This window comes from Gluconobacter cerinus, from assembly GCF_025961355.1.
Lineage (GTDB): Bacteria > Pseudomonadota > Alphaproteobacteria > Acetobacterales > Acetobacteraceae > Gluconobacter > Gluconobacter cerinus.
Genome location: NZ_JAOQNM010000001.1, coordinates 1,205,443 through 1,219,063 on the forward strand (window position 1 = coordinate 1,205,443; position 13,621 = coordinate 1,219,063).

The window sequence follows — 13,621 nt, forward strand, 5'->3', positions numbered from 1 at the left end:
TGACATAAGATAAGGCTCAATAATTGGCCGAAATGTTGGCCAGAAACGAGCGACCAACCGCAGGTGTTGCGCGGTCAGAGAACAGATTGCTGTAGTTCAGGCGGTTATCGAGGTTGTAGCCATTCATGGCGATCCGCCAGTGCTTTCCGAAGTTATGGGAAATCACGGCATCCCACTCCATGGTGGCAGGAACACGCGCCGTATTGGCGGCATTGAGCCAGACCCCGTCGCGCCATGTCAGCCCGCCACCAAACGTCAGGTTCCAGGGACGATTGGGAGCGATGGTGTAGGTGGACCAGAGGGTTGCCGAATTTTTCGGCGCATACTGAATACGCTTGCCAACATCTGCTGCCGTCAGGGAACTGACTGTGGTTGCGTCGTAGTAGGCGTAGGTGCCGATCATGGTCCAGTTCTTCAGGATCTCACCGGACACACTGAGTTCGACGCCCTGATTGCGCTGCCTGTCGCTGGATGACGTGACATCACCGGTAGACGCATCGGTCTGCATGGCGTTGCCCTTTTCCAGCCTGAAAACAGACGCCGTGAAGCCCATGCGGCCGTGGAAGGCGTTATATTTGGCGCCGAGCTCGTACAGGCTGCTGCGTTCCGGGCTGAATCCTTCCGTTGAGGATTTCAGGGGCTCGGTTCCACTGGTCACATACAGGCCAAGTGGTGTCGTGGACTGGGCCCAGTTGAAATAGACCATCAGATTGCTGTTTGGCGTGTACATGAGGCTGACACTGGGATTGAACGTATCCTGTGTCTGCCCATAAGAGACGCCTGCCCCGGCCTCCCCACCGTTCGCCGCGTAGTGACTGTCCCAGTGATCCCAGCGAAAGCCACCGCGGACCGAGAACCATGACGTCAGCCAGAACTGTTCGGAGAAGAACGCCCCAACATCAGTCGCATCGCCTGTCTTGTAACGCGGTTGGCCGACCCCGGACACATTGACCAAATCGTAGCTGTATTGACCGGCAGACCCCAACAATAGACCCGGCTGCGTGGCAGAAGGATTGAGAAGGCTTGTGGTATCGGCCTTTGTACCGTTCTGGCCGTTGAAGTTGTACGCGTAGTTTGTGCGGCGGTCATAAACGTGTTCGATATCCACACCTGCAATAATCTGGTGCCGGATGCTGCCGGTCGAAAATTTCGCAACGCCGGAGAACACATCCTGCACCGACCAGTCATTCTGCTGGTAAGGCTCTGGACCACCCAGATGACCACGCCTGTCAACAACTGCAGCAGAGGGATTGGTGAAGAAATCAGTCGCGCAGGTTGTGTCACAGCCGGGCTGGGAGGCTGAGAAATAACGGCTGTATTTGCCGCCGCGAAGATCGTTATAGAACGTGATGTTCTTGTTCAGGTCGAACTTCAGCCGGGCAGTCAGCATATCCACACTGGAGGCGTCCTGATCATAGGTCGTGCCATACCAGTTGTTGCGGTTGAGCCCGTATTCCGTGATGGGGACAGCAACCTTTGTTCCCGGCTTGGTAATGACAGGCACACCATAATCCGGAACGTTGTTGCTGGTCTGATGCAGGTATTCGAGGGTGAGCGTTGTACGCTTGCCCAGGCCAAAGGCGATGGATGGCGCGATACCCCAGCGGTGCGAATAGACGTCATTCCGGCCAACCGTGTTGTTCTCGTTCCCCATACCCGTGATGCGGATGGCCGTTGATTCACCGATCTGCTTATTGAAATCGAGGGTGCCGCGATAATAATCAGCGGAGCCACCTGAGAAACTGCCGCTATAGCTGTCCCCGAGGTGGGCAACCTTCGTGGTAATGTTGATCGCTCCGCCCGTCGTCCCGTTCCCGAAGACTTCCGATGATGGTCCTTTGATGACGGTGATGTGGTCGTAATCAAAGCTGTCTCGGGTATAGACGCCGAAGTCACGCAGGCCATTTTCGTAAATGTCATTACTGGCCGAGAAGCCGCGGATCAGAAACTGATCCCCAGCCATTCCCCCCTCGCCCTCCCCGACAGACGCGGTGACACCCGGAACATTGCGCAAAGCCTCATCAAGGGATTTGACGTTCTGCTGCTCCATCAGGACTTTCGGCACGACGTTGATGGTCTGCGGCGTGTGCAGAACATCATCCGGGAGGCGGCTGATCCCCATAGGCGTCTGCAGAATGTTCATCGGCGAACCGACGACATGCAGATGCTCGGCCTCTGCGGCGCTGGCCTCCACGCTACTGGCCTGCTGAACATTAGAATGAGGCGTTGGAGCCGTAGTTTTCTGTGTTTCCTTCGGAAGAACTGCTGCATTGCGCCGCCCTTGTGAATGGCGCGTTTTGTGATGGTGCGAGGTGGACTGGGCATGGGCGGCCGTGCCCACCAATGTCAGACCAGCGGCAAGAGAAAGTGGCCCAAGGGGCCGGATGGAATGTTTCGGGTGCATCGCATCACGATCCTGCAAAAGGATAAAAGCGATTGCCCTTAAAGCGAAAATGAGAATGATTCTCAATATAGGAAAGCGGGAATTTTACATCTTTCGTCATAAATTAGACATTCAGTGATATAATTAACACAGAGACCGCCCTGGATATGGGCATAAAAAAACAGGCTGTTCCTCACGGAACAGCCTGTTGGAAGGCTCATCAAAAATGATGCGGGTTTTAAATCTCTAGAAGACCGCGCGCCTGTTCGGCATCCTGAGCAATCTGGGCCTTGAGCTCCTCGAGCCCTGAGAAGCGCTTTTCATCTCGCAGCAGAGCAATCAAAGCGACACTCAGGGTCTTGCCGTAAAGGTCTTCCGAAAAATCAAAAAGATGAACCTCAAGACGGCTTTCCTGCCCGTCGTTGATCGTCGGGCGTCGGCCAATATTTGCCACTCCGGGGATGACACGCCCATCTGGTAGCGTCACCTGAACGGCATAAACTCCGCGTGCGGGTTCAAGATGCTGACGGAGGGGAATGTTCGCTGTGGGAAAGCCCAGAAGGCGCCCCCGCTCATCTCCGTGGATGACAGGCCCGACGATCGACCATGGTCGGCCCAGTTCCAGAGCTGCCCGTTCAGGATATCCTTCCTGAAGGAGACGGCGAATGCGGCTGGATGAGATAGGGCCGCCCTCATCCACTAACTGCGGCACGATCGTCAGCCCGACACCCTTTGGCGCCAGAAGCGCTTCCAGATCGTCAGTGTTTCCGGTTCTACGGTGGCCAAAGGCAAAATCTGCGCCACAGGCGACGTGACGAACACCAAGAGACCGCAGAAGAACATCCTGAACAAAGGATTCAGCGCTTAACCGTGAAAACTCTTCGTCGAAAGGAATCTGGAAAACGTGCGACACACCCTGCTCTTCCAGAGCCTTGGCGCGAACATCCGGGAGCATGAGCCGACACGGCGGGTCCTGAGGGCGAAACAGCTCTCTGGGATGCGGATCGAACGTTACGACGGACAGGGGATGGTCTGGACGTGCGGCACGGAGGCTATTCAGAAGGTGCACATGCCCGCGATGAACGCCGTCAAAATTCCCTAGAGCGGCAACTGTACCAAGGGCGTCCTTCGGGATATCCCGCCAATCAGTGTGCAGGGTCATGCGGGGAGACTGAATTTCTGGGTAACGTCATTCAGATCGGTCGCGTGCGGTACGCCTTCATGCGGCACTGTCTGATCCTGTGGCCGCACGAGCTGACAGACCTTAAGGCCAGCTTCCAACGCAGCATCCAGTTCTGCTCCGATGTCAGAAAGGAAGAGAATATCTTCCGGATTCAGGCCGCAGACTGCCGCAATTTTTGTGTATGACGCTGCGTCTTTCTTCCCACCTGTGGAAAGGTCGAAAAAGCCGTCGAACAGGGACGTCAGGTCACCCTGCTCCGTGTAGCCATACAGAAGCTTCTGGGATGGAATGGAGCCGGAGGAGTACACCGCGAGACGCAAGCCGCCCTCAGACCAAGCCTTCAGGGCTGGGGGAACATCCTTGTAAAGATCTGCACGGAGCGTGCCATCTTCAAACCCCTGACGCCAGGTGATGCCCTGAAGTGTTTTGAGGGGAGCCGCTTTCTCGTCCCTGGCCATCCAGTCCTGACAGACCTTCAACGGATCTTCTCCAGGATGGGAGATGGCAATATCTGCTCGTGCGGCAACAACCTGCGGGTTTGTGTGGTCTTCGATCAAAGCCGGAAGGGCCTTGGCCGCATAAGGGAACATGACGTCCCGAACGAAAGAGATCGGCAGGGTCGTGCCTTCGATATCAAGCAGGACGAGACGGATCATGTCGGACTTTCAGGAGGAAATGGAAACGTCTGCGGGGAAACGCTCGGCGATGTCATCGCCTGTATATTGGGCGATCCACCCGGTTGTGTCTGTGAAGACGCGCAGAGCGACCACATCCGGGGATGGGCCAGCATCAAACCAGTGCGGGATGCCTTCTGGCACAGAAATCAGGTCTCCGGCTGTGCAGAGAACCGAATAGATCCGGCCGTGAATGTGCAGGACGAAAGCGCCCTGACCATGCACAAAGAACCGAACTTCATCTTCGCTGTGCGTGTGCTCCGAGAGGAACTTCTTGCGCAACTCTGGCAGATTGGGCGTGGACGCATTGATGCGCACCACGTCTGCACTTCCCGCGCCCGTTTCACCCATCAGGGTGTCGAGATAGGGGCGATATGCGTCCAGAATTTCGTCCGTAGTCGCGTCTTTTGCAGGCGTGACAGGCGGCGTCCAGCGTTCAAAACGGATGTTGTGCGGGCGCAGGGTCTCGGCGATTTCCCCGGGGGTAGTGACGTCAAGAAGGATCGTTTCGGGACTATCGTCCCGATAAACAGTCAGTCTGCTCATGGTTCAGCGTGCCTTCTGGAGACGGGCGAGATGACAGGCAAGCAGGAATTCAAGCCCTTCAAGCCGCGCCAATGCTGTGAACATGTCTTTACCCCAGACATAAACGCCATGACCGCGGATCAGGTAACCCAGACGCATGTCCGACAGTTTCGGAGCAACAACTGTCGAGAGACGGGCGATATCCTGATCGTTGTGAAACAGCGGCAAGTCCAGACTGGTGTCGTGCGTTGACTGGCCTTCGAAAACCTTCAGCACTTCATAGCCCGCGAGGGTGATCGCGTCTGTTGGTTCATCCATGGATAGGATGGTGGCCGCAACAGAGTGACCGTGCAGTACAGCACCGATCGACGGATCATGCGCATAGAGCTGGGTATGGAGCAGAGTTTCCGCACTGGCCCGCTTCGTTGGGTCCAGCGGTACGCCTTCAGGGGTGATCTGGATCACGTCCTGCTCTGTCAGGAAGCCTTTGTGCCCTCCTGACCGCGTGATGGCGATGCGGCCATCTGCCAGACGTACGGACAGGTTGCCAGCTGTCGCTGGAACCCAGCCGCGCTGATCCATCCGCTGGCCTGCCCGGACGATTTGCCCGGCGGCCTCGGCCCATGCCGTATCAGACGTCGTATTCAACATCAGACCTGCGTGCGGTGCGTGTCGCTGTTGGTGGTCGTCTGGCTGTAGCCGGGCGACTGATTGGGGGCCGAGATATGACCCGGCGCCTGATTGGCTTCAGGCGGCGTCATGTTCTCGTCTTCGCCCATATTCTTCTTGAAGGACTTGATGCCCTTCGCGAAGTCTCCCATCAGGCCGCTGATCTTTCCACCGCCGCCAAACACGACGAGCAGGACGACCGCCAGGATCAGCCAGTGAACGGGGCTCATGCTGCCCATAATGTATTACTCCGAAAAGCCAAGGCTACACCTTCATGTGGCAAGGCTTGGGCGTTTGTGCAAGCGTTCGCTCAGGACGCATCATCCGGACCGGAGGCCGAAACGAAGCCATAGGTTGGATAGGCTCGGCGCCCCAGGCTGTGAATGGGTGCCCACCAAACCCGGACGAGTGTCCAGTCATGACGGGGTGAAACATCCGTGATGGGAACATTGCGATCAATGCGTCCCGGTTCCCAGTTAGCATGATCTACGAGGATCGTGTTTGAAGAAATCTGTCTGCGCACGATGGAAACGTGTCCGCTCGGTACACGGGACGTTGCCCGGAAGACCAGAACAGAGCCCGCAATGGGGGCATGGCTTCTGGCATAATGACCCTCGGACTGGCGCCACCATGAGGCAGCATCTCCCCGCAACTGAAGACCTGTTCGGGAGCGGGCATAAGGCGCGCACTGGAGTGGCCCATTGAAACTGGCACGACTGTATTCGCGGCTACCACCACAGGCTGTGAGTGACAGCAGCAGGCAGAGTGCCAGTTTTTTCATGGGCGGCTCCGGAAGGCGATGATGCGGTCTTCTGCTTCCTCAGTGTCCATTTCCAAAGCTGTCTGCACGACATCCCTGGAAAAACCATTGCGCGCGAAGATTCCCATAACGCGAACCGGATCCTCTTGCGGACGGTCCGGGCGGCAGAAGGGACCGACGCGACGTTTGCGCGCCAGAACGAGCGCAGCCGCCAGTTCTGCCTCCCGCGCCGGTTCGTCTGATCTTTCACCCAGCGATTCGTTGAGCGCTTCCTGCGTGGTCGTCTGATCAACGCCCTTCGTGGCCAGATGTGCGGCGACAGCCCGGCGAGATCGTCCGGTCCGGGTTAGGTTCAGAGCGCGGGAACGGGCGAATCCGGCATCATTGACGGCTCCGAGTTCTGTCATGGCGACAATGACGTCTTCCACGGCTGGCCGAAGAGTTCTGATGGTGGCTTCGGCATCTTCTTCAGGCATCCCGGCATGCACGGCTCGCGTGCCCCAGCGCCGAAGACGACGTTCCAGCGTCTGGCGCAGACTATGCTCGGTTGTGGCAAAGCGAGCCACGTGGGCCAGGGCCATTTCGCGCAGTGCCTTGAAATCAGGTGCTGTTGGTATGTCCTCCATAGTGGATGAGTATGCTGCGAAGAGGGCATTTACGGCAAGATCGGATAGGGTCATCATTCGAGCTATGAGCGACTCTCTTTCAGCCCGCCTCGAGGCGGCTGTCTCCGCCCTTCCTGTCCGTTTTCCTGGCCCCGGTGGGGCTGTGGCTGTCGTGAAAGATGGCGAGGTTCTTGTCCGTCACACATGGGGCTACGCCAATGCGGAGCGGCGCCTGCCGTTCACCCCGTCTTCCCTGTTCCGCATGTGCTCCATCACGAAGCAGTTCACCTGCGGCGTATTGCTGGATCTTTTCCAGGACCCGGCGGAACTGGACGGAGATGTGGACGACCGGTTGCCGCAACTGGATGAGCCCGCGCCAGGCGCCCTTCATCTTGCACACAACCAGTCAGGCCTGCGTGACTACTGGGCCGTAGCGATGTTGCATGGCGCACCAGTCGAAGGATTTTTCGGGGATCGGGAAGGACGTCGCGTTATTGATGGTACGCGTACGCTCCAGTTCCAGCCCGGGAGGTCTTACTCCTATGTGAACCAGAACTTCCGCCTGCTGTCTGACATTCTGGAAGACAGAACAGGGCGGAATTTTGCTGAACTGCTTCAGACGTCCATTTTCAATCCCGTGGGCATGGAACGGGCCATTCTGGCTGCCGAAACACGCGCCATGCCGGATGGGACTGTTGGATATGAAGGAACCGTGGAGAGCGGTTTCCGCCCGGCTGTCAATAACATCTGGTGGACCGGGGATGCAGGTCTGGGCGCATCGCTGGATGACATGATTGCCTGGGAGCGTTTCATTGATGCGACGCGCGATGATCCTGACGGGCTTTACAACCGTCTGACAATGCCGGTGACCTTCCGCGATGGTGAAGCAGCGCCTTACGGATTTGGACTGCAACGGACATCACTTTTCGGGCGTGATGTGACGATGCATGGTGGCGCGCTTAGAGGCTGGCGGTCCCACAGACTGCACGTTGCATCTGAGCGCCTGTCTATTGTTATGATGTTCAATCATATGTCGCCTGCACAGGTTGCAGCGGGACAGATCCTGGCAGCAGCACTGGGTGCTCCCTATGAGCCGGATCGGACGACACAGCCGCCTCATGAATTGTACGGCACCTTCATTGAGCGGGAGACCGGGCTATCCGCGCGAATCGAGCCCGCTCCCGGCGGAGCCAAGCTTCGATATCTGATGGTACCGGAAATGCTGGAAGGTGCTTCCGCCTCGCGGGCTGAAACACCCGGCGTCCAGATTGTTCGGCAGGGAGACGAAATCCGGATGGAGCGGCCGGGTGAAAACCGCGTAGGCATTCTCACCGCCTGTGACGAAACTGCCGGTGAAGACATCGAAGCACTTGAAGGTGTTTATCGCTGTGAGGAGCTGGATGAGGCAGAAGTCACCATCGAACTGGCAGGTGGCGTGGTCTATGGCGGTTTCTCAGGCTTTCTGGGCAACGGCCGGATGGAACCGCTTCAGAGGCTGGCACGGGACGTCTGGGTTTTGCCGTGCCCTCGGGCGCTCGATCATACGGCACCGGGCGACTGGACGCTGCTGTTCGAGCGGGATTCTTCAGGCGTCAACACGGTGAAGGTCGGGTGCTGGCTAGCGCGGGATCTGATTTACAGGCGCGCCTGACAACCGTTCTTTCCCCGCAAGGGGTTTGACGGATCGTATTTCTGCCGCACAGTATGTGTCTGCGGAATCTTTGGCCCTGCCCCGGGCGACCGGGGCAGGGTTTTCCGATTCTGCAGCTTTCATTCACCCTGATCCAGGATCGACGATCATCATGATCTCCTCCCTCATGCCCAATTACAAACGTGCCGACCTTGCTTTCGAGCAGGGCGAAGGCGTCTGGCTGACGGCATCGGACGGGCGACGATATCTGGATTTCGGGGCTGGCATTGCCGTCTCTTCGCTGGGCCACGGCCACCCGAAGCTGGTGAAGACCATTGCGGATCAGGCCGCGAAGGTCATGCATGTCTCGAATCTTTACCGTATTCCACAGGCTGAAAAGCTTGCGGATCTTCTGGTGAAGAACTCATTCGCGGACTCTGTGCTGTTCTGTAACTCGGGCGCTGAAGCGAACGAGGGCATGGTGAAGATGATCCGTCGGGCGCAGTTCGAGAACGGCCATCCCGAGCGTACGCGCATTCTTTGCTTTGACGGCGCGTTTCACGGTCGGACATTGGCCATGATTTCTGCGACCGGAAATCCTGCATACCAAAAGGGGTTTGGGCCTGTTGTTGAAGGGTTCGACCATGCGCCGTTCAACAATACCAACACGCTGCGCGCAGCTATTACGCCGGAAACTGCCGGGATTATCGTGGAGCCCATCCAGGGAGAAAGCGGCATCAAGCCCGCGTCTGAAGTCTTCATGAAGGCCTTGCGCGCAGTCTGTGACGAGCACGGCATCTATCTTGGCTTCGACGAAGTCCAGACCGGTGTTGGCCGGACAGGAAAGCTGTTTGCGCATGAGTGGTATGGCATCAAGCCGGACGTCATTTCCATTGCCAAGGGCATTGGTGGCGGCTTCCCGCTCGGGGCTGTTCTCGCAACGGAAGAGCTGGCCAAACATCTGACACCCGGTTCTCACGGAACGACGTTTGGCGGCAATCCCTTGGCTTGTGCGGCAGGAACGACAGTTCTGGAAGAAGTTCTCAGCCCCGGCTTTCTGGAGCATGTCTGCGCGGTTGGAGAGGCCTTCGACGGCATGCTGCGGGATGTCGTGAAGCGTTCACCGGGCGTTTTTGACGATGTCCGCGGCATGGGTCTGATGCGTGGTCTGCACTGCGTTCCGCCTGTTGGAGAGGTGATGCCGCTCGTAACAGCCGCCGGACTTCTGACCGTTGGTGCGGGCGATAATGTGCTGCGTCTGGTGCCTCCGTTGATCGTGACGGAAGAAGACTGCCAGCAAGCCTGCAAGAAATTGATCGAAGCTGCCGAAGCATATGTAGCAGCCCATAAGAAAGAACAGGAGAACGTGTCGTGAGTCTGGCAATTGCCCCCCGGACAGCAGGAACGGACCAGCAGATGCCACGGCATTTTCTTGATATTCGCGATTTCAGCGGCGACGTAATCCGACAGATCATTGATCTGTCGGCCCACATCAAGGCACTCCAGAATAATCGTAAAAATCCGCTACATCCGGACCGTCCTCTTGAAGGGCGTACGCTCGGACTGATGCTGGCACAGCCTTCCACCCGTACACGTGTTTCATTCGAAGTGGGTATGGGGCAGTTGGGTGGCCAGGTGTCTGTCCTGTCGCCGGGCGATATGCAGCTTGGCCGCGGGGAAACCATTGCAGACACGGCGCGCGTTCTGTCGCGCTTTCTGGACGTAATTGTTCTGCGAACGGGCACGGACGAGAACCTGCGCGAACTGGCAAAGTGGAGCACGGTTCCGGTCATTAACGGTCTGACGCCGGTCTCCCATCCTATCCAGATTCTGGCAGACGTGCTGACATTTGAAGAGCATCGTGGCCCGATTGCGGGAAAGACGCTTGCGTGGATTGGGGACGGCAACAACGTAGCCACTTCCCTGATGGAAGCGGCAGCTCTGCTCAAATTCAATGTTCGTCTGGCAACGCCAGAGGGGTTCGCGCCCAGTGAGCGTGCTGTTGCCTGGGCACGCCAGAATGGTGCCTCCATCGAGGTCTTCCAGAACCCTGCCGAGGCTGTCGTGGGCGCAGATGCTGTTCTGACAGACACGTGGGTCAGCATGGGGGACAAGGATCGCGATCAACGTCTTTCTGCTTTCCGTGCTTACCAAGTAGATGCGGCCCTTATGGCAAAAGCTGCACCCGATGCCCTGTTCCTTCACTGCCTGCCTGCCCATATCGGGGAAGAAGTGACTGCCGGGGTGTTCGAAAGCCCGGCGTCTGTTGTTTTTGACGAGGCGGAAAACCGCCTTCATACGCAAAAGGGCCTGCTTCTCTGGGCTCTTGGAAGAGAGAACGGGTGATCGATACACCGCCATTCCTTGACAGGGGACGCCCCAACGTCCCGAACATGGTTGTTTCAGGGGGGATTGTGCCATTTCATCTGGCACAGTCTCCCGTCCGCGGACGCCTGATTCGACTGGGAGCACTGGCAGACGCCATCCTGTCACGGCATGATCTCCCCGATGCTGTCCTGACCATGGGTGGGCAGGCTCTTGCATTGGTTGCAGGCATGGCATCTGCCTTGAAATTCAAGGGATCTTTCTCCCTTCAGATCAAGGGAGATGGCCCTGTCTCCATGCTGCTGGCTGATGCCACAGATACAGGCGATCTGCGTTTTACGGCCCGGCTTGCGGAAGATGCTGACCCTGCAGCACTACCGACATCCCCCAAAGAGTTGCTTGGTAACGGCTACCTCGCCTTCACGATCGACCAGGGGGCGGATATGGACCGCCATCAGGGTATCGTGGAGCTGACGGGTGAAACTCTCTCTGAGATGGCCGTCCACTATTTTCAGACCAGCGAACAGCATGACTGCTGGATCCGGCTGTTCTGCCTCAAGACAGTTGACGGCTGGAGTGCCAGTGCCCTCGTCCTAGAACGGATTGCAGATGAAGGCGGCATCGAGAATGCCGCTCAGGCAGAGGATGCCTGGGAAACGGCCTGCACGTTTGCCGAAACATTGCGGGACCAGGAAATTTTTGACGAAACGCTCGAAAGTGGTGATCTGATCCATCGTCTGTTCGGGACGTTAGACGTTCAGATTGCTACACCACGCGCTCTGGCTTACGGCTGCCGCTGCTCCCGGGCACGACTGGCCTCAGTTCTGGAGCGTTTTGGCGAAGACGATCTGGATCACATGGTGGAAAACGGTGCCATCACGATGAACTGTGAGTTCTGTAACGTCGGCTTCCGTTTCACCCGTGATGAGCTTGGAGAAAAACCTGCATGACGCTTCCACTGCTCGACGGAATCAGGATCGACGGCCTTCCCGTCGAACAGCTTTATCCAGGTTGGATAGCTTTGGAGCGCCACCCGGTTGTTGGCCAGTTCGAAGTTATTCTCTTTCAGGATGAGGACAGCGGGCGACAAGCCTGCTGGTGGATTGAGGATGGAACCTACAAGGGCAGCCATGTCATGGCGCTTCGCCCGGATGTGCAAAATCGCCTTCTGACGGGCATGGACTCGGTATTCTGGCCACTGGCGGAAGGCGTTCTTGGTGGTGACATCCGGGACGATGCCACCTCTTTCAGAACTGACCTTCCTTCAACCGCTTTTCGGGAGCTGTCGGGCCTCTGGCTGGGACGACATGCGCCCCATGCAATTTTCATTGCTGCCGGACATGCGGATAGCGGCGAAGCCCTGACCTGCCCTGATGGGAAGCCCGTGGCTGAAGGGCGAATGAAAGCGCTTCTTTCAGCTCGCAGAGGAACGGACGTTCTGGTCGTGTCCTCTCCTTTTTCTGCAATGCCTGTACGGGCGCAGATTGAAATGAAGCTGGGCACAGCAACTGCTTATCGCTTCCACGATGCACTGGAAAATTCAGTTTTCTACCTTGTGTGGAACGAAGCAATACCGGGTAACCGTCCATCATTCTACTATCCCAGAGGCCCACTCCTGATTAGCGATGACCCGTCAGGACCACTGATTCCTGGCTGGATTTTAGAATGGTTTGCACGACATTCCGGACATGCCGATGTCATCAGAGCTGCACGTCCTTTCCTTCCGGAAGACTTTGGTGTCGGTCAGGCGTCTTCGCTACGGACGCCCCGCGTTCCTCAGGCGGCTCCGGCTGCGTCGGTTGTGAAACCGACTGATCCTGAGCCAGAAAAGCCTTCTGATAACAGTCCGGAAGTGACGGAAATTCGAGAAGCAGAGCCTGTTCAACGTCGGTCTTTTTTGCCGGAGCTTCCGTTGGAGCCGCCTCCGGTATTACAGTCACCGCACAAGAAGGGGCTGTTCGGGCGTTTCAAGAGCCTATTGGGCCGCGACGACCAATAAGAGCATGGGGAATAGCGTGATGGGTGTACGGTACTGGTTCGGAGCTGTTGCTCTGGGATTATCACTCGGTCTTGCGGGTTGTGCAGATGATGAGCCAGCGCAGACATTCCCTCCCGCAGACTACAGCTATTTGTCGCAGTTGCACCTGAATGTGGCGACAATCAACATTCAGGATGAAGCTGTTCCGGCCCCAGGTTCCCTGAGTTCGAAAGCCCCTACGCCCCCCGATCAGGCCCTGAAACAAATGGCGAACCAACGACTGGTTGCCAGTGGACAGCAGGGTCAGGCAGCATTCATCATTAAACAGGCCTACATTTCTTCAGAGGGCGAGAATGCGATCTCAGGCGCCCTGGATGTGCAGCTGAATATTGCCGATGCGGGAAATCTGCATACGGGATATATCCATGCACGGATCAGCCGAAAGCTCGACACCGGCACCAAAAGCGCTACATCCCGCGCTTCTCTCTATGCCCTGACCAATCAGATGATGCAGGACATGAACGTTGAGCTTGAGTTTCAGGTCCGTAAAAAACTCATGAGCTGGATGACAGACGCGGTAGGGAACCCTCTGGTTGATGGGGGCGTGAAGCAACAGGCTCTTGATGGACCAGGCAGTACCGCATCAGCTGCTCCCGCAACGCCTGTCACACAGGACGTTCCAGCCGCAGTCACAAGCACGCCAAGCGTTGCCGCCCCCGTTCAGCCCAGCATTCCCGATGCAATTTTCCCGACGGGCGCAGGGGATGACAGCACGTCCCCTGTAACTGCTGCACCGAAGCAGAAATCTCCTCCTGCAGGTGTTCTGCAACTTCCATCCAATGGGAAAGCCAGCGATTCAGCTGGGTAAATAGCGCTCATCGCTAAATGA

Annotated in this window: 14 protein-coding genes; 6 read left to right on the forward strand and 8 right to left on the reverse strand. The window is 57.3% G+C overall.

The window, feature by feature from the left end:
- Positions 1–16 precede the first annotated feature (16 nt).
- The 8 genes from M2305_RS05485 to M2305_RS05520 form a co-directional block, all read right to left on the reverse strand.
- Positions 17–2,404, reverse strand: a complete 2,388-nt coding sequence (locus tag M2305_RS05485; protein ID WP_264648790.1) for a TonB-dependent receptor — start codon at positions 2,402–2,404, stop codon at positions 17–19.
- 217 nt (positions 2,405–2,621) lie between these two features.
- Positions 2,622–3,545, reverse strand: coding sequence for a bifunctional riboflavin kinase/FAD synthetase (locus M2305_RS05490; RefSeq protein ID WP_264648791.1), 924 nt, complete (start codon positions 3,543–3,545; stop codon positions 2,622–2,624).
- Positions 3,542–4,222, reverse strand: coding sequence for an acireductone synthase (mtnC, locus tag M2305_RS05495; protein WP_264648792.1), 681 nt, complete (start codon positions 4,220–4,222; stop codon positions 3,542–3,544). Before mtnC ends, M2305_RS05490 begins: the two co-directional genes overlap by 4 nt.
- Positions 4,223–4,231: 9 nt before the next feature.
- Entirely contained in the window at positions 4,232–4,786 is a 555-nt protein-coding gene (locus M2305_RS05500; RefSeq protein WP_046900271.1) for a 1,2-dihydroxy-3-keto-5-methylthiopentene dioxygenase, read from the reverse strand.
- Positions 4,787–4,789: 3 nt separating this feature from the next.
- A complete protein-coding gene (locus M2305_RS05505) occupies positions 4,790–5,416 on the reverse strand; it encodes a methylthioribulose 1-phosphate dehydratase (protein ID WP_264648793.1) in 627 nt (208 codons plus the stop codon).
- Positions 5,416–5,673 (reverse strand): twin-arginine translocase TatA/TatE family subunit, encoded by a 258-nt coding sequence (locus M2305_RS05510; protein WP_046900273.1) that lies wholly within the window; start codon positions 5,671–5,673, stop codon positions 5,416–5,418. The genes M2305_RS05505 and M2305_RS05510 overlap by 1 nt, the downstream gene beginning before the upstream one ends.
- A 71-nt stretch (positions 5,674–5,744) precedes the next feature.
- Positions 5,745–6,215 (reverse strand): CHAP domain-containing protein, encoded by a 471-nt coding sequence (locus M2305_RS05515; RefSeq protein WP_264648794.1) that lies wholly within the window; start codon positions 6,213–6,215, stop codon positions 5,745–5,747.
- Positions 6,212–6,820, reverse strand: coding sequence for a regulatory protein RecX (locus M2305_RS05520; RefSeq protein WP_264649935.1), 609 nt, complete (start codon positions 6,818–6,820; stop codon positions 6,212–6,214). Before M2305_RS05520 ends, M2305_RS05515 begins: the two co-directional genes overlap by 4 nt.
- 64 nt (positions 6,821–6,884) lie before the next feature.
- Between M2305_RS05520 and M2305_RS05525 the strand changes: the two genes are divergently transcribed.
- The 6 genes from M2305_RS05525 (at position 6,885) to M2305_RS05550 (ending at position 13,600) form a co-directional block, all read left to right on the forward strand.
- Positions 6,885–8,450 carry a D-aminopeptidase gene (locus M2305_RS05525; protein WP_264648795.1) on the forward strand — a complete coding sequence of 522 codons (1,566 nt, stop codon included), beginning with the start codon at positions 6,885–6,887 and terminating at the stop codon, positions 8,448–8,450.
- Positions 8,451–8,601: 151 nt separating this feature from the next.
- Positions 8,602–9,804, forward strand: coding sequence for an aspartate aminotransferase family protein (locus M2305_RS05530; RefSeq protein ID WP_264648796.1), 1,203 nt, complete (start codon positions 8,602–8,604; stop codon positions 9,802–9,804).
- Between the two features lie 41 nt (positions 9,805–9,845).
- Positions 9,846–10,775, forward strand: coding sequence for an ornithine carbamoyltransferase (gene argF, locus M2305_RS05535; RefSeq protein WP_264649936.1), 930 nt, complete (start codon positions 9,846–9,848; stop codon positions 10,773–10,775).
- A 47-nt stretch (positions 10,776–10,822) separates the two neighbouring features.
- The gene (gene hslO / locus M2305_RS05540) at positions 10,823–11,704 is read left to right on the forward strand and encodes an Hsp33 family molecular chaperone HslO (protein WP_211497217.1); all 882 of its coding nucleotides are present in this window, start codon (positions 10,823–10,825) and stop codon (positions 11,702–11,704) included.
- A complete protein-coding gene (locus M2305_RS05545; protein WP_264648797.1) occupies positions 11,701–12,753 on the forward strand; it encodes a hypothetical protein in 1,053 nt (350 codons plus the stop codon). The genes hslO and M2305_RS05545 overlap by 4 nt, the downstream gene beginning before the upstream one ends.
- Before the next feature lie 19 nt (positions 12,754–12,772).
- The gene (locus tag M2305_RS05550; protein WP_264648798.1) at positions 12,773–13,600 is read left to right on the forward strand and encodes a hypothetical protein; all 828 of its coding nucleotides are present in this window, start codon (positions 12,773–12,775) and stop codon (positions 13,598–13,600) included.
- Positions 13,601–13,621: the final 21 nt, after the last annotated feature.